The organism is uncultured Cyclobacterium sp. (assembly GCF_963977555.1).
Lineage (GTDB): Bacteria > Bacteroidota > Bacteroidia > Cytophagales > Cyclobacteriaceae > Cyclobacterium.
Genome location: NZ_CAXBPD010000021.1, coordinates 1 through 18,776 on the forward strand (window position 1 = coordinate 1; position 18,776 = coordinate 18,776).

The 18,776-nt window shown below is 38.4% G+C and carries 16 protein-coding genes and 1 pseudogene; 9 read left to right on the forward strand and 8 right to left on the reverse strand.

Annotated elements, in window-relative coordinates; all coding sequences use genetic code 11:
* Positions 1–160: 160 nt before the first annotated feature.
* The 3 genes and pseudogenes from AAC073_RS20760 to AAC073_RS20770 all read left to right on the forward strand — a co-directional run bounded on the left by AAC073_RS20760 (position 161) and on the right by AAC073_RS20770 (position 4,589).
* Entirely contained in the window at positions 161–1,144 is a 984-nt protein-coding gene (locus AAC073_RS20760) for a YpdA family putative bacillithiol disulfide reductase (protein ID WP_339925734.1), read from the forward strand.
* A 366-nt stretch (positions 1,145–1,510) separates the two neighbouring features.
* Positions 1,511–3,520: pseudogene (gene ppk1 / locus AAC073_RS20765) on the forward strand (polyphosphate kinase 1).
* A complete protein-coding gene (locus AAC073_RS20770) occupies positions 3,510–4,589 on the forward strand; it encodes an adenylate/guanylate cyclase domain-containing protein (protein WP_339925735.1) in 1,080 nt (359 codons plus the stop codon). The pseudogene ppk1 and the gene AAC073_RS20770 overlap by 11 nt, the downstream one beginning before the upstream one ends.
* A 78-nt stretch (positions 4,590–4,667) precedes the next feature.
* On the opposite strand, the gene AAC073_RS20775 is transcribed toward AAC073_RS20770, so the two are convergent.
* Together AAC073_RS20775 and AAC073_RS20780 are read right to left on the reverse strand one after the other, a co-directional pair.
* A complete protein-coding gene (locus AAC073_RS20775) occupies positions 4,668–8,306 on the reverse strand; it encodes a BamA/TamA family outer membrane protein (RefSeq protein ID WP_339925736.1) in 3,639 nt (1,212 codons plus the stop codon).
* A gap of 11 nt (positions 8,307–8,317) precedes the next feature.
* Entirely contained in the window at positions 8,318–9,175 is an 858-nt protein-coding gene (locus AAC073_RS20780) for an SdiA-regulated domain-containing protein (RefSeq protein WP_339925737.1), read from the reverse strand.
* Between the two features lie 56 nt (positions 9,176–9,231).
* Between AAC073_RS20780 and AAC073_RS20785 the strand changes: the two genes are divergently transcribed.
* Positions 9,232–10,410 (forward strand): Pycsar system effector family protein, encoded by a 1,179-nt coding sequence (locus AAC073_RS20785; protein WP_339925738.1) that lies wholly within the window; start codon positions 9,232–9,234, stop codon positions 10,408–10,410.
* Between the two features lie 172 nt (positions 10,411–10,582).
* A complete protein-coding gene (locus tag AAC073_RS20790; protein WP_339925739.1) occupies positions 10,583–10,687 on the forward strand; it encodes a DUF6364 family protein in 105 nt (34 codons plus the stop codon).
* 99 nt (positions 10,688–10,786) lie between these two features.
* Here the strand turns inward: AAC073_RS20790 and AAC073_RS20795 are convergent, their stop codons facing one another.
* From AAC073_RS20795 to dusB, 3 genes are all read right to left on the reverse strand, one after another.
* Positions 10,787–11,698, reverse strand: coding sequence for a mechanosensitive ion channel domain-containing protein (locus tag AAC073_RS20795; RefSeq protein WP_339925740.1), 912 nt, complete (start codon positions 11,696–11,698; stop codon positions 10,787–10,789).
* A 63-nt stretch (positions 11,699–11,761) separates the two neighbouring features.
* Positions 11,762–12,631: a DMT family transporter gene (locus AAC073_RS20800; RefSeq protein WP_339925741.1), complete on the reverse strand. Its 870-nt coding sequence runs from the start codon at positions 12,629–12,631 to the stop codon at positions 11,762–11,764.
* Between the two features lie 97 nt (positions 12,632–12,728).
* Positions 12,729–13,718, reverse strand: a complete 990-nt coding sequence (gene dusB, locus AAC073_RS20805; RefSeq protein WP_339925742.1) for a tRNA dihydrouridine synthase DusB — start codon at positions 13,716–13,718, stop codon at positions 12,729–12,731.
* A gap of 148 nt (positions 13,719–13,866) precedes the next feature.
* On the opposite strand from dusB, the gene AAC073_RS20810 reads away from it, so the two are divergent.
* The 4 genes from AAC073_RS20810 to AAC073_RS20825 all read left to right on the forward strand — a co-directional run bounded on the left by AAC073_RS20810 (position 13,867) and on the right by AAC073_RS20825 (position 16,598).
* Positions 13,867–14,805: a CPBP family intramembrane glutamic endopeptidase gene (locus tag AAC073_RS20810; protein ID WP_339925743.1), complete on the forward strand. Its 939-nt coding sequence runs from the start codon at positions 13,867–13,869 to the stop codon at positions 14,803–14,805.
* On the forward strand, positions 14,798–15,004 hold the full coding sequence (locus AAC073_RS20815; RefSeq protein ID WP_339925744.1) for a DUF2007 domain-containing protein: 207 nt from the start codon (positions 14,798–14,800) through the stop codon (positions 15,002–15,004). The genes AAC073_RS20810 and AAC073_RS20815 overlap by 8 nt, the downstream gene beginning before the upstream one ends.
* Positions 14,988–15,827, forward strand: a complete 840-nt coding sequence (locus AAC073_RS20820) for a phosphatidate cytidylyltransferase (RefSeq protein WP_339925745.1) — start codon at positions 14,988–14,990, stop codon at positions 15,825–15,827. Before AAC073_RS20815 ends, AAC073_RS20820 begins: the two co-directional genes overlap by 17 nt.
* A 108-nt stretch (positions 15,828–15,935) precedes the next feature.
* A complete protein-coding gene (locus AAC073_RS20825) occupies positions 15,936–16,598 on the forward strand; it encodes a phosphatidylserine decarboxylase family protein (RefSeq protein WP_339925746.1) in 663 nt (220 codons plus the stop codon).
* Positions 16,599–16,704: 106 nt separating this feature from the next.
* On the opposite strand, the gene AAC073_RS20830 is transcribed toward AAC073_RS20825, so the two are convergent.
* Genes AAC073_RS20830 through AAC073_RS20840 form a run of 3 tightly spaced genes read right to left on the reverse strand, consistent with a single transcriptional unit; the run spans position 16,705 to position 18,770 of the window.
* Positions 16,705–17,349, reverse strand: a complete 645-nt coding sequence (locus AAC073_RS20830; protein ID WP_339925747.1) for a response regulator transcription factor — start codon at positions 17,347–17,349, stop codon at positions 16,705–16,707.
* The gene (locus tag AAC073_RS20835; RefSeq protein WP_339925748.1) at positions 17,339–18,106 is read right to left on the reverse strand and encodes an ATP-binding protein; all 768 of its coding nucleotides are present in this window, start codon (positions 18,104–18,106) and stop codon (positions 17,339–17,341) included. The genes AAC073_RS20830 and AAC073_RS20835 overlap by 11 nt, the downstream gene beginning before the upstream one ends.
* Positions 18,099–18,770 (reverse strand): hypothetical protein, encoded by a 672-nt coding sequence (locus AAC073_RS20840; RefSeq protein WP_339925749.1) that lies wholly within the window; start codon positions 18,768–18,770, stop codon positions 18,099–18,101. The genes AAC073_RS20835 and AAC073_RS20840 overlap by 8 nt, the downstream gene beginning before the upstream one ends.
* Positions 18,771–18,776: the final 6 nt, after the last annotated feature.

An 18,776-nucleotide genomic window follows, 5' to 3' on the forward strand; every position in this document is an offset into this window, starting at 1 on the left:
TTCGACTCCGCTCAACCGCCGGGAATATTGAAGCCGATTCCTGAGTTGGATTCGGTATTGTTCTAGCCGGTTACTGAGCGGAGCCGAAGGATTCGGTACATCCTTCTTATATAATCCGGTTTTTAAGGAACTCAAAACAACATTTCATGTTTAATAACTTATGAAAAAGTTGGAATTATTGATAATTGGAGCCGGGCCCATTGGTTTGGCCTGTGGTATAGAAGCAAAAAAAGAAGGCATCGACTACCTGATAATAGAGAAGGGTGTCCTGACCAATTCTATTTTTAATTATCCTGTAAACATGACTTTTTTCTCTACCTCGGAGAAATTGGAGATGGCAGATATTCCATTCATGTCCATTACCAATAAGCCTACAAGGCCTGAAGCACTGGAATACTACCGGAGAATAGTTAAACATTATCAACTCAACATCAATCTTTATGAAAAGGTAAATACCTTGGAAAAACAGGAAGGTGGGTTTTTGGTCCATACTTCCAAAGGAGATTACCTGGCCGAAAAGCTGGTCTTGGCCACTGGCTTCTATGACTTGCCCAATACCATGAATGTCCCAGGTGAAGACTTACCCAAGGTCTCCCATTATTACAAGGAGCCCTGGCCCTATATCGGGCAAAAAATCATTGTAATAGGTGGAGGAAACTCAGCTGTGGATGTTGCCCTGGAAACTTGGAGAAAAGGTGCTGAGGTCTCTATGGTAGTCATGAAGCCTGAGATTGATCAGACGGTTAAGTACTGGGTGTTGCCGGATATTGAAAATAGAATCAAAGAAGGATCGATAAAAGGTTATTACAATTCAAGCATTAAAGAAATAAAAGAAAAAGAAGTAGTATTGAATACTCCTGAGGGAGAAGTCACCATAGAAAATGACTTTGTATTGGCCATGACGGGTTACAAACCCAATTTTGAATTGCTGGACCAACTGGGAGTAAAGCTAAGCTTGGATGAAAAAAGACAGCCATGCTTTGACGACATGAGTCAAGAATCAAATGTGCCAGGCCTTTACCTTGCAGGAGTAGTTTGCGGAGGCTTGAATACCAGAGAATTCTTTATAGAAAACACCATCTCTCATGCCAAAGCCATTGTAAAGGATATTGTAAATAAAAAGGCTGTACTCGCCAAAGATTAAAACAGTACTATAAAGGCTGTGGAAATTTCTCAGCCATTAGAATATTATCCAAAAAAAATCCCTGTTGCTCCTGTAGAATGGGCAGGAACAGGGATTTTACCTTTGCCCCATTTCCACTTCTTTTAATTAAGTTTTAGCGAATTGCCAAAAAGGACATTGCTTGAACATTATTTCATCTAGCCAATCAATATCAAGTTTACCTCCCTCACTCTTTGAAAGGACTGAGAATTTAGCCCTCATGATTTCACCTTGCTTGAATCCATCCTTAAATAAGAATCACTATCCCATTCCTTATCCAATAAGAAAAGGAAAGCTAAATCGAATAGTGTCTGTAAAGTCATTATATTTAAGCAAATTTATTAAACCATGAACTACACTGACAGGGATATAAATTGGTTGTCATTTAACGAACGAATTCTTCAAGAAGCTGAAAATGGGCATAAGCCACTGATGGAAAGGTTAAATTTTCTGGCCATTTATTCTTCCAACCTTGAGGAATTTTATAGGGTCAGGGTAGCAAGTCATCGTTTTGCTCAGAAATACAAGGGGGATAAAAAGAACAAATATGGTTACCGGCCTTCTTTTGTTCTCCAGCAAATTAATAAAATTGTCAGTTTACAACAGGAACGCTTGGGAAAGGTATTCTATTCGGAGATCCTACCCGGTTTATCAAAAAAAGGAATTCACCTATTGACCCAGCATTTCTCTGAAGAAGACCAAAACTTAATGGGCCGGTTTTATGATGAAAAACTAAAAGATAATTTCATCCTATCAGACATTTCAGAGGTAACGAACCTCCAACTTAAAAACCAAACCGTTTACCTCTATGCCATTAATCAGGGTCGTTTTTACCTTATTGAGTTGGATTATAAAACCTTTGGAAGGTTTATCAATATCTCCTCATCTGACAAAGAAAGACGAATCGTTCAACTGGATGATGTTTTCAGAAACAATGCAGCCAAGTTTTTAGACAGCAAATCGGAGCTATTTGCCATAAAAATATCAAGGGATGCAGAATTGTACATGGATGAAGATCAGGAAGAAAACATAGTAGTAAAGATTGAAAAAAGCATAAAAAATAGAGATACAGGTCTCCCTTCAAGACTACTTTTTGATGAAAATATTCCTTTTAAATACATTGATACCTTAAGAAAAAAAATAGATGGGGACATGTCCGGACTCATCCCTGGAGGTCGTTACCATAATTTCTATGATTTTTTTGGTTTTCCGGTGTCAGAGGAAAGCTTGTTTTACAAAAAAAAGGATAAGGTCCCATGTACCAGGCTCGACCAAGCGAGCAATTGGTTTGACGAAGTAAAAAAAGAAAACCTCTTTTTAAGTTTTCCTTACCAAAATTATGGGTATGTGACAAGGTTTTTAGACCAAGCAGCCATGGATAAGGATGTTGAGGAAATCAACATTACCCTTTATAGGGTAGCCGAAAATTCGGAAATTTGTATGGCGCTGGAAAAAGCTGCCAAAGCCGGGAAAGGAGTTTTTGTATTGGACGAAGCACAGGCGAGGTTTGATGAGAAGTCAAACATCTATTGGGGAGAGCGACTGATAAAAGCAGGAGCACAAGTAAAATATGGCATAGATAAATTAAAAGTACATGCCAAGATTTTCTCAATCAAAAGAAGAGAAGGGGAAACAATCCAAACCTATGCTTATATGGGTACGGGAAATTTCAATGAAAAAACGGCAGAAATATATGGTGACCATGCTTTATTGACTTGCCAGCCAAGTTACACCAAAGATGTGGATGAAGTTTTTGCCTTTCTTAAAAACGAAACCTACCTGCCAAAATTTGATAGTCTATTGGTTGCCCCTTTTAACTTAAGAAGTTCAATCGAACAACTAATTGAAAATGAAATCGGCCATAGCAAGGAAGGGAATATCGGCAAGATGACAATTAAACTAAATAGCCTAGAAGATCCAGAGATGATAAATAAAATTCGTAGGGCAGCTGATCATGGGGTTATAGTTGAATTAATTGTAAGGGGTATTTGTTGTTACCACCCCTTATCTGCATTACAAGAAAAAAATATCAAAATCGTAAGTATTGTGGATAGGTTTCTAGAACACACAAGAGTTTATCATTTTTATAATAAAAATGAGCCTTTGATTTAATTAGCTTCTGCAGATTGGATGACAAGAAATTTATCAGGGCGCATTGAGGTGGCATTCCCTATTTATCAAAAAGAAACCAAATCATTTATTTTGGCATCACTCAAAGCCCAGCTTAATGACAATGTAAAGGGAAGACAAGTCACAGGAACAGGGAAAAATCAAATGGTAAGCGGTAGTGAAACTTTAAGCGCTCAGGAAAAAATGTATGATTTAGTAAGCGAAAACAATGCTCAATATGCTCTCTAGAGAAATCGTTAGAAATTTCAAAATCTACTTTATCGTAGGTTTTATTTTTACAACATTCTCTGCATACAGTAGGCTGATTCTTTCTGAGATGTATGGAATAGAAATTCTAGGACATCCATCTGTCAGCTTTCTTGTGAAGATGAGGTTTGCATTGTTGATCGTTTTTCTAGGTTCTTTTGGTCTTGCCCTGTTATCCAGCATTTTTGATATATTAATTATCAAAAGGTTATTGACCAATAATTCCTTAAAAATTGCCCTTATCATTGGTATTCCTACCCAGGCAATAATGATTGTTTTGATCGTCCAATTTATTAATTTTTTATATGAACATTCGATATTATATGTCTTTGGTGAACCTGCAATTCCCCTAGACATGGCAGAAATTGTCTTTGGGGTCATTCACCTTATCATGGCGGTGAGTTTATCCAAATTACTGATCGCAATAGATCGAAAACTTGGGCCGGGAAACTTATGGAAGATGCTGATCGGCAGGTTCTTTAAACCCCGTGAAGAGGAACGTATCTTTATGTTCGTAGATTTAAAAAGCTCAACCCCTATTGCTGAAAAAATCGGACATCTTGAATACAGTAAATTATTGCAAGACTGCTTTCAGGACTTCTCCATTGTGGACCGTTATCGAGCAGATATATACCAATATGTAGGTGATGAAGTAGTGGTAAGTTGGTCTTTAAAAAAAGGCTTAAAAAATGACAATTTCCTCAAAGCTTTTTTTGCTTTTACAGACCTCTTAAAGAAAAGGTCAAATTTTTACCAAAACAAATATGGCATAGTCCCTTACTTTAAGGCAGGAGCCAATGTAGGACCTGTAATCATTACTGAGGTTGGAGACATAAAGCGAGAAATAACTTACCATGGAGACACATTGAATACTGCAGCCAGGATTCAAGAAAAGTGCAACGATTTGGAGGCACAATTGCTAATCTCCGGGCCATTGTATCAATTAATCAAGGATAAAAATGCCTATCAAATTAATGATGTTGGTTCCATCCATTTAAAAGGTAAGAAGAAAGATGTACGGCTTTATCGTGTGGCACAAGTTGAAAACTAGGCTTTGTAGCAACAACAATGGTTTCCAACACAGCTAGTAGTGGCTAAAATACAAGTTCTGGTTACTCTCTAGCAGGGATTAAAATTGGTAACCAAAAGAAAAGAAAGGTAAAATTTCTTCTTCATTAAAGCCTACAGAAAAAGTGGCTACCAATTGATTTAGCGGTGCCAACCAAACCCCACCTCCAGTGGCATTGTGCCATTTATTAGACTGCTCATTTTTCACCCATATTCTGCCAATATCATTGTACACCAAAAGACCAACCGTAGCAGGCAAAACATAGGTTTTTAGGTTAAATAATCTCACCCTAACCTCTGTGTTATTATAAGCAACAGCATCTCCATTGAACCTAAATCTTCTGAACCCTCTAAGGTTATTTATACCTCCGAGCGTTTGTCCTTGAAAAAATTCATAATCTCCCCAGTTTTTACCTGCACCGAATTTAGAGGCCCAAACCAGCCTTGAAGGATGGCGGAAGGACCAATACATGGCAAGTTCAGCATTCAATTTTCCATAATTGTTAGCGTAGTCATTTGTCCCCCACATTTTTTCCGTTTGCCCTTCAAAATACACCCCTCTCGTGGGCATGTGTTTCTGATCCCTGGTGTCAAAAACTACTTTGGCAGAAATACCACTGTAAAGCTTGGTTTGGTCCAAATCATTTTGGTCCAAGCCACTTTCCTGTGAAGTGATAAATTTATTGGAATTATCACTTGGGTCAAATTTAAAAGCCTGAAATTGAGGGCCAAAAGTAAGGCTTCCACTTTCCCCAAGTTTGGATTGCAAACCGGTTTTAAGTTCATACCAATTAAACCTTGCCCTATAATAGGCTATTTCTTGAGCGTCAGTATCGTATACTGATTCATTACCGGAGCCAAAATAGTTAAAAGAATACTGTGGTGCACGCACATCTGCTTCCCATACCAAATCCAAATTGGGCAATACATCCACTGCTTGGCCCTCGTATTCAATATTAAAAGCGTTGGTCTTTAAGGCAAATTTGCCCATTAAAGATTGGCGGATTGAAAAAGGCTCTTTTTTAAACCCTTGCTTTTCCCACATTACCCCTGCGCCTATATAAATCCCATCATCCCTATTGTAAGCAATGGTGGCCAATGGCATAAGTTTGTCGTATTTGAATTCCTTCCTATTGTAAGTTATTTGGGAGGAACTGGTCTTTGCTCTTGTACTTTCCCCTAACCTAACAACTTCTTTTTCACTAGGTTTTTGATAAATCAGGGTGTTCTTTTTCCTGGTATTACCCTCGTCCTTAATCACTTTTTCCCCATCACCGGGAATTACACGAATCTTTATTTCTCCGGATCCATCGCCAACAAATTCAAATACATCATCTCCCTCCATGCCGTATAAACGGACTTCATTGGTTTCTTCCGGGAGAAATATGCGCTGATAAAGCTTCTGTTCAATCTCTCCTGATTTATCAATTTTCCTTAGGGTAACCTGCACACGTCCTTCAGGCAGGTAATCCACTTTAAAAAATTCGTTTTTATCTGTTCCAGGTACATCTACTTCTTTCGCTAAGAATTGATAATATTTAATCATTTCTTCCTTCAGCCAAGTTTTTCTTTTGCGCAATTTCCCTTGGATTTCCTTCCCCTCAGTTGCAACGACAACATCGGGCCAGTCTTGAAGTGCTTCTTCAATGGACTCAGCAGTCATTTTTGAGATCATCTTATCCAAGGTCTTTTCCCAGTCTTTTTTGTCAAGCTCATTCATGAAACTACGGTCAAAATACCTCCCATTAAACATGAAGCCTTCCACCGTGCGAGGGGCACTGTAATCAAAACCTTGGAATTTTGGAATCAACCATTTTCTACTACCAATTTTGGGGATAATGCCCTCATTGACAAAAAATGCCTGATCCCTATCTCTTGGCATGGGGCTATAGTCCCTACCTTTTTCCTTATTTTCACCTATCCATCTCCATTGATCATCGTGTCTGTCCCAATCGCCAATCCATAAATCAAAAATTCTGGCTTTCAACACTTCTTTTTGCTTTACCTGGTCGTCATTGTCACCATGAATTTTTTTAAGCATCTTATCGGTACTGTAAAACTTAATATCATCCGGTGCACCCTCCCATGCAATTTCTCGCTCTTCAAATAGGTAAAGCTTATCCCCATAATCTTCCCTATAGATCCCCAATATAGGATCATCTGGCAAATGAACAATTTTCGGATTGGTATGCACTATTCCTACCTGATCTGCCAATCTGGCCACAGCCAAAGCGCCATAGGGATTTGAAGAGGATATTTGATCCTGAATGACTTCCTTGGCAATTGTTTCACGCATGGAAGCAGACAAGGCATTTTCGGGATATTTATTAACAGACCTGAGTACATATTCTCTACCATTATTACTTTCTAATCTCAAAGAGCGGGTTTGCATCCCTCCTCCCTTTTTCACAATACTTAAACCTCCTTTTTCGGTAGCCAGGTCTATGGTTTCAAAAGTAGCTGGGACCGCCCAGGTTTCTCTGTAATTCTCCCCAAGAAATTTATAGTACCAAGAACCATGAAGGTATTGGGTGGAAATTGGTTTTGTGACTTCTTCTGGTAGCTTCCTATCAAAGAATGCTAAAGTTGAATCATTGTTGGCATAGGGTGCGATAAGTTGGGTATCATAAAGCGATGAATCTTTTAGTGGATCATGAAAAGACAAGTTCACTTCATGGTTTTTATCAAAATCTAAAATAGCGTATCCCTGCAAGGGGTAAATGAAATCTGCTGTATTGTTCTTCTTAATTGTTGTATGTTTGGCACCTGCCCCACTGATAATATAATTTACTTTTTCTTCCTTAGTAAAAGCCAGTCCATGCTCATGCCCTGCTACCTGTACCAGGTTTGGATGGCTTTTAAATAGCCCATCTAGTGCATCAATCATGGCTTCATACTTAGGATGAACCAAGTCCTGAATATTTCCAAACCAGGTCCTGTACAGCGGATAAATAGACCCTATAATAGGCAATGGAAAGTATAAATTGGGCGAAAGAGCTGTAAGTGGAAATAGGTGATCTTTCCAACTGTAGGCGCCGTTATGAGGGCCATAAGACCGTAGTGGATGGTGCATGGCCACCAAAATAACTTTGTAATTGTTCTCTTCAAGTACGTACCGGACGGCCTCCAAAACTTCTTCTTCAGACTTGTATTCGCAATCCGACGTTAGTCCGGGTTTGTCATTAAAGTGGAGCCACCATTGGCTATCTAGTAAGAGGAGTATGGTTTCCTCATTTAACGCTACTACTTCGGGACCGGGGCAACCACTGCTTGGAATCCAACTTACTTTCTCTTCGGGGTAATGATTAATCACATATTTTTCGGCCCTAAGAATACTATTCCAGCCATCTGCCTTTCCTTTTTTCCAATCGTGGTTTCCTGGAATCATCCACACATGACCATTCAAATTTTTATAAATGTCCAATTGGGTTTTAAGGATGTATTCTGCCTCAACCCTTTCCTCATCATCTGTTGGAGGCATTCCCTGTGGATAGATATTGTCTCCTAAATAGATAATGTGGGCCGGAGTATGTGGATCTGCTAAAAGTTTTTTACGAATATCTTCCACCACAGGATGGGCACCTTTTTCAACTTCCCCAGCATCTCCAACCAAATACAATCGAAAGGTAGTAGGGGCTTCCTGTGCTATTAGGAGTGGTGAGAGCAAATTTAAAATCAACAAGCAAACAATCTTGTTCATTGTTTAATGGGTTAAGGTTTGTAGTTAAATACCAAAATATTGGGTCTACCTCCCCTGGCCTCATTTGAAATATACATGTTTCCTTTAGGATCAAATGTAATTCCTTCCGGCTTCTTAAAAATGTTACGATTCAGCCGGTATACTTCCTTCGGTTGAAAGTTGGCATCGGCGATCATAAGCCATTTTCCACTTGATGACAAAACATACAATTGCTTTTCAATAGGGTGAAATGCCGCTGCAGCTGGTTCTATTTCCAAATCTTCCATTTCTTTTCCCTGTAGGAGTGCTTCCATCTCTCTTCTTTTCAAAGAAGTAAAAACTACCTCATCATACGCTTTAGAAGAAAGGTTAAAACGAAAAACAGAAGCTTCATTATCGGTATCGTCCCATTTGCAAGATTTACAAAAGACATATAGGAAGGAACCATCCTGAGATATCACCATCGCCTCCATGTCTCTTTTTTTATCAATAGGAAATTCATACTTGATGCTTTTTGAACGCTCATTAAAAACAGAAGTTACCTCATATAGGGTTCCATCGCTTTGCAACACCCATGCCGCATCATTTATATAGGCTATATCTTCAATGTCGTGGTGTTTATTTGCAAATTTTTGCTCCATCAGCACTTTACCAGATTCGGTGTCAAGGCTATAAATTACAGACGATTCATCCTCAATTGCCAATAACATCTCTTTGCCAACCCACTCAAGTCCTGAAATTTCTTCCAATTTATCTTGCAATACAATCTTTTGAAAATCGTTTAGAGAATAGGGAGTAGGAAATGGCTCTTCTTTTTGCTGTTGGGTACTAGGAGTGCACTGCCAATTCGCTAAGATAAATAGCGTTAAAATCTGTGAAAAATACATCATTATTCAATTGTAAATAATTACCTTGAAAACAGTTTTTTCAAAATTAGTAAAACGCCTTGGATAAGCAACTAGAAAAATTTGAATCCTGGATCAGGAATATGTTTAAAAACCACCAAAAATCGGAGGTTTGCTACCATAATATGGATCATTCAATGCAGCTTGTTAAGGTGGTTGCGGAGATTGGCGAATACTATAATTTAAAGCAAGAGGAAAAAGACGATTTGCATATTGCAGGTTGGATGCATGATATTGGCTATTGGAAAGTAAAAGGCGAAGGACATGAAGCCAAAGGGGCTGAAATGGCTCAGGAATACCTGACCGAGTTGGAATTTGATCAGGAAAGAATAGACCGCATTAAGTCCTTAATTTTGGCCACAAAAATGCCCCAAAAGCCAAAGAGCCTACCTGAACAGATTATTTGCGATGCTGACCTGTATCATTTAAGTTCAGAGCAATACTTTGATCAAACGGTTTTATTAAAGAAAGAAAAAGCAAATCTTGGTTATGGAAAAACTTCCTTAATCGACTGGTTAAAGGAAAGTAAGCTTTTTATGCAGGCACACCATTACCATACGGAATATGCCCGAACCCATTTTCAGCCAGGAAAGGAGGCAAACCTAGCATCAATTGAATTGAAAATAAAGGAAGCAGGTGAAGCTCCAAAATCCAGCAAAAAAAAAGACAAGAACAAAAAAAAAGCGGATAGAGGCATAGAAACCATGTTTCGGATTACCTCGAAAAATCATCTGGCACTTTCTGCCTTGGCAGACAATAAGGCAAATATTATGATCTCCGTCAATTCGATTATTATCTCCATAGTGGTAGCCCTTTTCATTCAAATAATCGAGGAATTCCCTTATTACTTGGTGCCTACGCTTATGCTGATCATCACTTGTCTAATTGCCATGGTCTTTGCTATTTTGGCTACAAGACCAAATGTTACCCATGGCATAGTCACTAAGGAAGACATCCGAAATAAAAAAGGCAACCTCCTGTACTTTGGCAATTTTCATGAAATGTCTTTTCCTGATTATATGGGAGGAATGCATGAAATGATGGAGGACGGCACTTACCTCTATGACAGCATGATTACAGACATTTATAACTTGGGAATCGTGCTTTCCAAAAAATACATTTTGCTCAGGAAATGCTATAACATCTTTATGTTCGGCTTTGTTATTTCTGTGATATCCTTCCTAATTGCCACCTACATTTTTGAGCCAGTAGCGAATTAAACTTGGGGTTTATAAAATGCGCGAATAGCAGCACCCCACTATTCTAAAGCCTTGAATGGACAGTCCTAGGAAAGTTAGGCCAACTTGAACCTAGCTGTTTTTTATAAAATTATTGCACGTGTTTCAATTTATTACTTTAATTGGGTTGAGTTAAAATCCTAGATTAAAAGTTATGCATACAAAGCTCACCCTACCTATCGAACGAGAAATAATTGAACAGGCGAAAGCGTATTCGAAAGAAAAGAATCGCAGCTTATCTGATATTATTGAAAATTAACTGAAAACCCTTACTACAAAAGAGGATAAAACTAGGAGCAGCCTCCTGGCCGTATCCTGAGCGGAGCCGGAGTAGGCAAGTCATTCTCCGAATATAAACTTACCTTTTAGGATTGGTTTCAGGATGGACTTTATCTTGGTGCACCAAGATGGTGGAAGTTGGATAGGCCAATCGGATATTGTCTTCAGGGCCCAATCGCTCCAAGATGCTTTCTGTGATGGCATGCTCAAACATCCTTCGTTTTTTGGGATCACAAAGGTAGCGCATCGATAGTTGTACCCCTCTTTCAGTGATTTTAGTAAAAATCATTGGGGTAAATTGCTTGTAGACAATCAAATGTTCTTGTTTGGCTTTTTTAAAAACCTTTTCAGCCTTATTGAGGTCCTCCTGGAGGTGCTCATTCAAAATATCAAGCAAAATACCCTTGGCTTTTTTAAAATCACTTCTCAGGGTAATATAAATTGTTTGCTCATTCCAGATATAATTAAATCCTGTAGAATAGTTGGCCTGCGCATCCATGAAAACCTTTCCATTGGGCACATGAATGACACGACCTGTACTTTGATCGGCATCTACCCAGTTTCCTATTTCCAGCAAAGAGAACTGAAAGAGCCGAAGGTCAATGACATCTCCCTGAACTTCCCCAATTTGAATTCTATCTCCTACATCGAAAGGCTTGCGCAGGTAGATAAATGCCCAGCCTGCAATGTTCACAAATATATCTTTTAAAGCAATGGCTATACCCGCAGACAATAGCCCCAAAAAGGTTGTAATAGAGTGAAAATTCCCAATCCACAAGTTCCCTATGATTAGGATTCCAATAATAAAAGAAGCGTATTCAATAAACTTTCGGTAATGGTATTGTCGTCTTAGCTCTACTGCATCCCCCCTGTATATTAATTTTAGGGAGATCTTATTGATCAGCCACATTACGAAACCAATCAGCACCGTTTGCAGAATCCTATTCCTTAAGGCTGGGTCAATGTCAAGATTTAAGAAATTATCGAACATGGCATCTCGCTATGAAAACTAAAATTGTTCAAAAGTTTAAAAATAATTCAGGCTATTTATTATTTATTCAGACGGTTTTGCTTTACGATTTCCGATCCACACCCCCACAACTACAGCAAATATGCCCAAATAATGAAAGGGAAACAAAGCTTCTCCATCCAAAACTCCCCAAAAGATAGCAACTAATGGGATAATATAGGTTACCGAGCTGGCAAAAACCGGCGTTACCAGCTTTACTATTGAATTGAAGAGCACCAAGGCGGCGGCCGTCCCTATGGTCCCTAAGAAAGCAATATAAGTAGCAGCCTGATAAGCCCCATCCACATACAACAATTTAAACGAAAACTGCGTGAAGCCAAACAGGTAGATGGAAGCAATAGGCAAAACCATCATCAGGGATATGGCAGTGATCACAGTAGGTGGTATTTCCTTGATTTTATATTTGATGACATTCACATTGAAGCCATAGCAAATAGTTGCCAGGACGATTAAAAGACCATACAAATTAAACCCTGAAAAAACGTTTATTTTCCCCGAATTGCCTGCTAGCACCAAAAGAAAAACCCCTAAAAGCGCTATGACCAAGCCGATTCCATTTCGTGTGGCAATCTTAACCTTAAAAAGCAATGCTCCTATCAAGCCCACCATCAAAGGCGTCAATGCATTGATCACTCCAGCTAGCGAACTTGAAAGTTGCGTCTGTGCTATAGCAAATAAAAAAGCAGGAATAAAACTTCCCAAAAAGCCTATACTCAACAAATAACCCAATTGCTTTTTATTGAGCTGCTTCACTTTGGGAATACCCAATGGCAATAAGACCAAGGCAGCAGTGACGATTCTAAAAGCCCCCACCTCCCCTGGAGAAAAAACAATCAATGCCTTTTTAATAAGAATAAATGAACTCCCCCAAACCAAAGCCAACAAAAGTAACATTGCCCAATGCTTTGTATGTTGATTTTGGATCTTTATTGCTTCAGGCACTTCTCTTTACTGTTTGGAGTCGCTATTATTTCCTTCGAGCTGGACTTTTTTAAAGCACTTCATCTGCGAAGACTCTGGAAATATCTTCCAAAATATCATTTACTTCGGCATAATCGTCCGTAGTCACCAAGGCAGTACGGTAAGGCTTGAAATGAGGAATCCCTCTAAAATAATTGGTGTAATGCCTTCTCATCTCCAGAACACCCAATTTCTCGCCTTTCCACTCAATGGAAAAATCCAGGTGCTTTCGAGCCGCTTTCACCCTTTCCACCATATCTGGTGCTTCCAGAAAATTCCCAGTAGCCATAAAATGTTTGATTTCATTGAATATCCAAGGATACCCAATGGCTGCTCTACCTATCATCAAGCCATCAACCCCGTATTTTTCTTTGTAGGCTTTGGCTTTCTGCGGACTATCTATGTCACCATTACCAAATACTGGAATTTTTATTCGGCTGTTTTTCTTGATTTCTGCCAGGTAAGACCAATCGGCCTCCCCTTTATACATTTGCTTCCTTGTACGGGCATGGATGCTTATCGCTTGGATGCCTACATCCTGCAATCGCTCTGTTACTTCATTGATTCTTATGGTATTTTCATCCCATCCAAGTCTGGTCTTCACCGTCACGGGTATTTTTACCGCTTTTACAATTTCGGCTGTCATGGCCACCATTTTGTCTATGTCCAACAAAATACCAGCACCAGCACCTTTACATGCCACTTTATTTACCGGACAACCATAATTTATATCCAATATATCTGGGCCAGCTTCTTCAACAATGGCAGCAGCCTCACGCATAGAGGATATTTCATTGCCAAAAATCTGAATGCCTACAGGCCTTTCATAATCATATATATCCAATTTTTGGACAGATTTGGCAGCATCCCTGATCAAGCCTTCAGAGCTTATGAATTCGGTATACATCAAATCTGCACCATTCGTTTTGCATACTGCTCTAAATGGCGGATCACTAACATCCTCCATAGGAGCCAATAGCAACGGAAACTCCCCTAAATTTAAATCTCCAATTTTAATCACACGCTTATTTTTTTTGCAAAAATGACTGTTTTTAGTTGAATATCAATAACATTGCCATTATTGTCTTTCATTTTGAGCAAATTATTTTATTTCCAAAAAACAAAAGTATCTTGTGGCGCACGCTATTTACTGTAAATTTACTCTTTATATGGAAATTTATGAAAATCGACCAGGACAATCGAACAACCAACCATGGTTGCTTTCATTTACCGTTTTGGTTTTAATCGTATTTGGAACGCTTGCTATTCTGCAAACCGCAGCCTTAGGTTTATTGCCATTTGTCTTTGGTATTTCCTTTGAGCAACTCCCTTATCTTCTCGGTGCAACCCTTGACCACCCAAATGCCCGGTTGGCTTTTCTCTTCATTCAGGGGCTAGGAGGTGGCCTTGCTTTTTTTATTGGAGGCTGGATTTTCATCCGCTTTGTAGACAGGAAAACTTTGAGGATGGATAAACAGCTGGATCCACATCAATTTGAAAATTTATGGATCGTACTCCCCATGCTTATAGGATTTGTCCTTTTCAACTCCCTATTGGTCTATCTTAACATGAATTTCGATTTTCCTGAAGCGCTTAGCGGTTTGGAAGCATCTTTTAGAGCGAAAGAGGATCAGTTAATGGAATTGACAAAATACCTTACAGATTTCGAAAGTATAGGTGAGTTTCTATTAGGCGTTTTGGTAATTGGCGTTTTCGCTGGAATAGGCGAAGAATATTTATTCAGAGGTATCGTGCAGCCTAAAATGCACCAATACACCGGAAATGCGCACTGGGGAGTTTGGATCACCGCTTTTATTTTCTCAGCCATTCATTTTCAATTTTATGGTTTTCTCCCAAGATTAATGCTTGGGGCCTTGTTTGGTTATTTGTACCTCTATTCTGGATCTTTAATTTACCCTATAGTGGCACATATCTTAAACAACACCTTAACCGTTACCTTAGTCTATTTCAATAAACTAGGAATTATGGAATTTGACATGGAAGAGGCTGATCAACTGTACTGGCAATACGTCATTGTAGGTCTTGTAATATTTCTTTTTTGTTGGAATTGGTTTATTAAATCAAATAAAAATCAGGTTTATGAGTAATTGGCAAAAAATATTCGAGTCCAGCACTCCAGTTAGAGCTGAAATTGTAAAAGGAGTTCTTGAAGAAAATGGTATCACTGCGGTCATAGTAAATAAAAAGGATCCAGTATATAAGATCCACGGAAACATCGAAGTGATGGTTCTAACGGAGGAAGCCCCGAGGGCATTAAAAATAGTTGAAAATGAAATCTCGTTTTAGTATTAATAACTATAGTAACCTGGCCCAAAGGGTAATAACAGCCATATTAGGGACAATCGTTATCATCACCAGCACGGTATTTAGTGAATGGTCCTATTTTATAGTATTTGCCATCATCTTGGCTTTTACCCAGATGGAGTTTTACAAACTTTGCGGTTTAGATGGTATGCTTCCCCTTAAAAGTTTTGGGACATTTATTGGTCTTTTGGTTTTCACTTTCACCTTTTTAGAAGAAATGAAAGTTATTCCTATGGCCTATTATTTCTTGGTATTCCCGCTTGTCTCTATGATTTTTTTCATCAAGCTCTACAAAAAAACGGACAAAAAACCATTTACCGGAATTGCATATACCATACTAGGAATTATTTACGTAGCCATTCCCTTTTCATTACTGACAGTAGCTGCATTTTCTGTAGACAATACCTTTCATTTTGAAATCATTATCGGCTCTTTGCTGATGTTATGGGCAAGTGATTCTGGCGCCTATTTCGCTGGGACCAAATTTGGTAAAACGAAGCTGTTTGAACGGGTTTCTCCAAAAAAATCTTGGGAAGGTAGTCTAGGAGGAGCCTTTTCAGCCATCATTGTCACTTATTTCATCTCAAAAAACTTTACAGTATTGCCTGAATGGCAGTGGTTTTGCATAATGACCATTATAATTATTGCAGGGACCTATGGCGACCTTATTGAGTCCCTTTTTAAGAGAAGTATTGCGATAAAAGACTCAGGCAAAGGATTACCAGGACATGGGGGCTTTATGGATAGGTTTGATGGCTTGTTACTTTCTACGCCTTTTATTGTCGCCTTTTTAAAAATATTTTAATAATTGCTCTAAAAAATCCTATTATTGTAGCCTCAAGGGATTTTCAGGAGGTACTGCCACCTGAAAACTGTTGAAGGAAGGAAAAGAGAAACTAAATGCTAAACCATTATGACCATTCATAAAGAAGGACGATCGCTATTATTTTGGATGTTAATTATTTTGGCAGGAATTAACATTGCTATCAATTATTTAATTCCTGTACAGGAATTGGTAGTCAATCTAGTACTTATTGGAAGCATTGTACTGTACTTAATCGTACTACAATTTTTCAGAAATCCAGCCATCCCCATCCCAGACAACCCCGAACTGATCTATGCTCCTGCCGACGGAAAAGTAGTAGTGATAGAAAAAACATTGGAAGATGAAATTCTCAAAGAAGAAAGAATTCAGATATCCATATTCATGTCCCCTATAAACGTCCACATTAACCGATCACCAATAAGCGGTATTCTAAAGTACTTCAAATACCATCCAGGAAAATACCTTGTGGCCTGGCACCCTAAATCCAGCTTGGAGAATGAGCGGACATCTCTAGTAATAGAACATCCCAATGGCATTCAGCTCATGGTGCGTCAAATTGCTGGCGCAATGGCAAGAAGAATCAAATGGTACGTTAAAGAAGGTGACCCTATGGCCCAAGGTTATGAGTTTGGTTTTATAAAGTTTGGATCAAGGGTTGATGTCTTTGTCCCTTTAGATGCCGAAATACTGGTCAATGAAGACCAAATGACCAAGGCTGGAATTACACCTATCGCTAAATTCAAGTCCTGAGAAAGGACTTGACAATCAGCGGATGTAACGATTGATCCAAACCAGCTACTATTTTATTTATTATCTGGTTTGGGTTAACTCAAACACTATTTTTTCTGCAAAAACTTTACAAGCCCATGTCCATGGCTTTTTTCACAAGCTCAGTGACGGAAGAAACATTCAATTTTTGATGCAAATGTTTGCGATGCGTCTCCACTGTAAAAATACTTAAATACAATACCTCAGCAATTTCCTTGTTGGTTTTTCCTTTCACAATCCATCTTAAAATTTCCATTTCTCTCTTAGAGAGTTTGAAAGCAGCTTTAAAATGATCATACTGCTCAAACTCATCCCCTTCCTCAGCTTGGTTGAGCACATGGTCAAAATTTGCCAAATAACGATCTTCCATAACCTCCCTAATCGTATAAATTAACTCCTCAGGGTCAGCATTTTTAAGCACGTAGGCATTTACCCCTTGTTTTATACATTTCTTAAAAATCTCCTCATCATCATACATAGAAAGGACAATGGTTTTTACTTTCCACCTCTTTTTTTTGATGTATTGAAGAATATCCAACCCATTTAAGCCAGGCATATTCATGTCTGTAATGACCAAATCCATTTTGTCTTCCTCCAAAGCGGCCAAAGCCTCCTTTCCATTGTGGACGACTATTTCTACACTAAAATCCGGTTCATTGGATAGTAATTTCTCAATCCCTGCCGCAAATAATTTATGGTCATCTGCTAATAATATCTTGGTCTTATTTGTCATTTTCTAATTCAATTTCTATTCGGGTACCCTTCCCTAATTCTGAATCAATCTTCACCTTACCACCAATAGCTTCGACTCTCGCGTTTATATTCCTTAACCCCAATCCTTGGGACACATTCGCCACATCGAACCCATCCCCATTGTCATCAATGCACAGTAATAATTTGTCCCCAAAGTTTTTCAATTCTATCGAGATCAAAGTCGGAGAAGCATGTTTTATGGCATTGTTCAGGCATTCCTGAACCAATCTAATAAGTACCAGCTTTTTGTCTCCTCCCACGAAATCTATTGGTTCACCTTCATTTATAAAGGCCACTTCACAAAAACCGCTTTTTTGAACTTTACCTAACTCTTCTTCTAAAAAGCTTTCAAACTGCACATCGTTGATATAATCTTTATTGATAGACCTAGACAAGCTACGGACCTCTTTTATAATTTGATTGATTAATTTTTTTCCTTCAAAAACAGACGCCGGATCTGAATTATTTAGCACCAGTTTGGTCAGGGACAATAACTGCCCAATATTATCATGCAACTCCTGACTGACATAATGCAGGGTATTTTCTCTGATCTCCTTTTCAGCGTTCAGAATTGTATTTTTAAAATCAGCTTTAATAATTTGAATTTTATGTCTGTTCTTTATTTGTCTTTGCCGATGTAATATTACTATTGCAATAATAAAGGCTGCCATAATGACCATAATAACTACTCCCGTTAGAATGGCAAAAAATGTTTGTAAGGAATTGTCTTCAATCACTTTTAGGAGAAAAGATCAAAGGTGAATAATAGGAGAAACCTAAAATAAGGTAAAGAGTGGCAGCGAAAATCCTGTTCAAAGAAGCAAGTATCGTAATATAATAATCACCCAAATCCCATATCACATTCAACGAGCCAAAATAAATAAAACTGCCAGAATAGAAAAGAAGAATGGCCGAAATGTTCCAAAAATGAGGTATCCCAAGTAAAGATGTTTCTTCATTTTTATCTGCCATAAAAACACTAACCATCAAATAACAACAGAAAAGAACGATGCCCAAACTCCCCAACAAATGCGTGTATTGTTGAAAAATTAAAATTGGAGATTGGATAAACAAAGTGTTGATTACTGCCCAAGAAATGAAAAACAGTAGGAAATAAACGACATTTCTTTTAACTCTTTTGGCTTCTATTAAGGATCCGAGATAAACCAAAATCAAAATGGTTTCCCCAAAAACAAAAAATATATTGTATATAAGCACATTCTTACCCCCTTGTTCCACCAAAAAAATGGCATAAAGCTCAAAACTCAACACATAGGAAATAATGAACAAGATAAAAGCATGTGACTTTTCTTGCAGATTATGCCTCTTTTTAAAGAAATAAAAAAACAATGACAGCAATAAGCCAACTACAATACAAGAAATGTAAGCGTAAAAGGTCATGATAAA

Bases quoted from the DNA above. Each gene is read 5' to 3' on its own strand.
- AAC073_RS20780 (WP_339925737.1), bottom strand. From the start codon at position 9,175: ATGATGTATTTTTCACAGATTTTAACGCTATTTATCTTAGCGAATTGG.
- AAC073_RS20775 (WP_339925736.1), bottom strand. From the start codon at position 8,306: ATGAACAAGATTGTTTGCTTGTTGATTTTAAATTTGCTCTCACCACTC.
- AAC073_RS20840 (WP_339925749.1), bottom strand. From the start codon at position 18,770: ATGACCTTTTACGCTTACATTTCTTGTATTGTAGTTGGCTTATTGCTG.
- AAC073_RS20800 (WP_339925741.1), bottom strand. From the start codon at position 12,631: ATGTTACTTTTGTTGGCTTTGGTTTGGGGGAGTTCATTTATTCTTATT.
- AAC073_RS20770 (WP_339925735.1), top strand. From the start codon at position 3,510: ATGCTCTCTAGAGAAATCGTTAGAAATTTCAAAATCTACTTTATCGTA.
- AAC073_RS20760 (WP_339925734.1), top strand. From the start codon at position 161: ATGAAAAAGTTGGAATTATTGATAATTGGAGCCGGGCCCATTGGTTTG.
- AAC073_RS20815 (WP_339925744.1), top strand. From the start codon at position 14,798: ATGAGTAATTGGCAAAAAATATTCGAGTCCAGCACTCCAGTTAGAGCT.
- AAC073_RS20820 (WP_339925745.1), top strand. From the start codon at position 14,988: ATGAAATCTCGTTTTAGTATTAATAACTATAGTAACCTGGCCCAAAGG.
- AAC073_RS20830 (WP_339925747.1), bottom strand. From the start codon at position 17,349: ATGACAAATAAGACCAAGATATTATTAGCAGATGACCATAAATTATTT.
- AAC073_RS20810 (WP_339925743.1), top strand. From the start codon at position 13,867: ATGGAAATTTATGAAAATCGACCAGGACAATCGAACAACCAACCATGG.
- AAC073_RS20795 (WP_339925740.1), bottom strand. From the start codon at position 11,698: ATGTTCGATAATTTCTTAAATCTTGACATTGACCCAGCCTTAAGGAAT.
- AAC073_RS20790 (WP_339925739.1), top strand. From the start codon at position 10,583: ATGCATACAAAGCTCACCCTACCTATCGAACGAGAAATAATTGAACAG.
- AAC073_RS20825 (WP_339925746.1), top strand. From the start codon at position 15,936: ATGACCATTCATAAAGAAGGACGATCGCTATTATTTTGGATGTTAATT.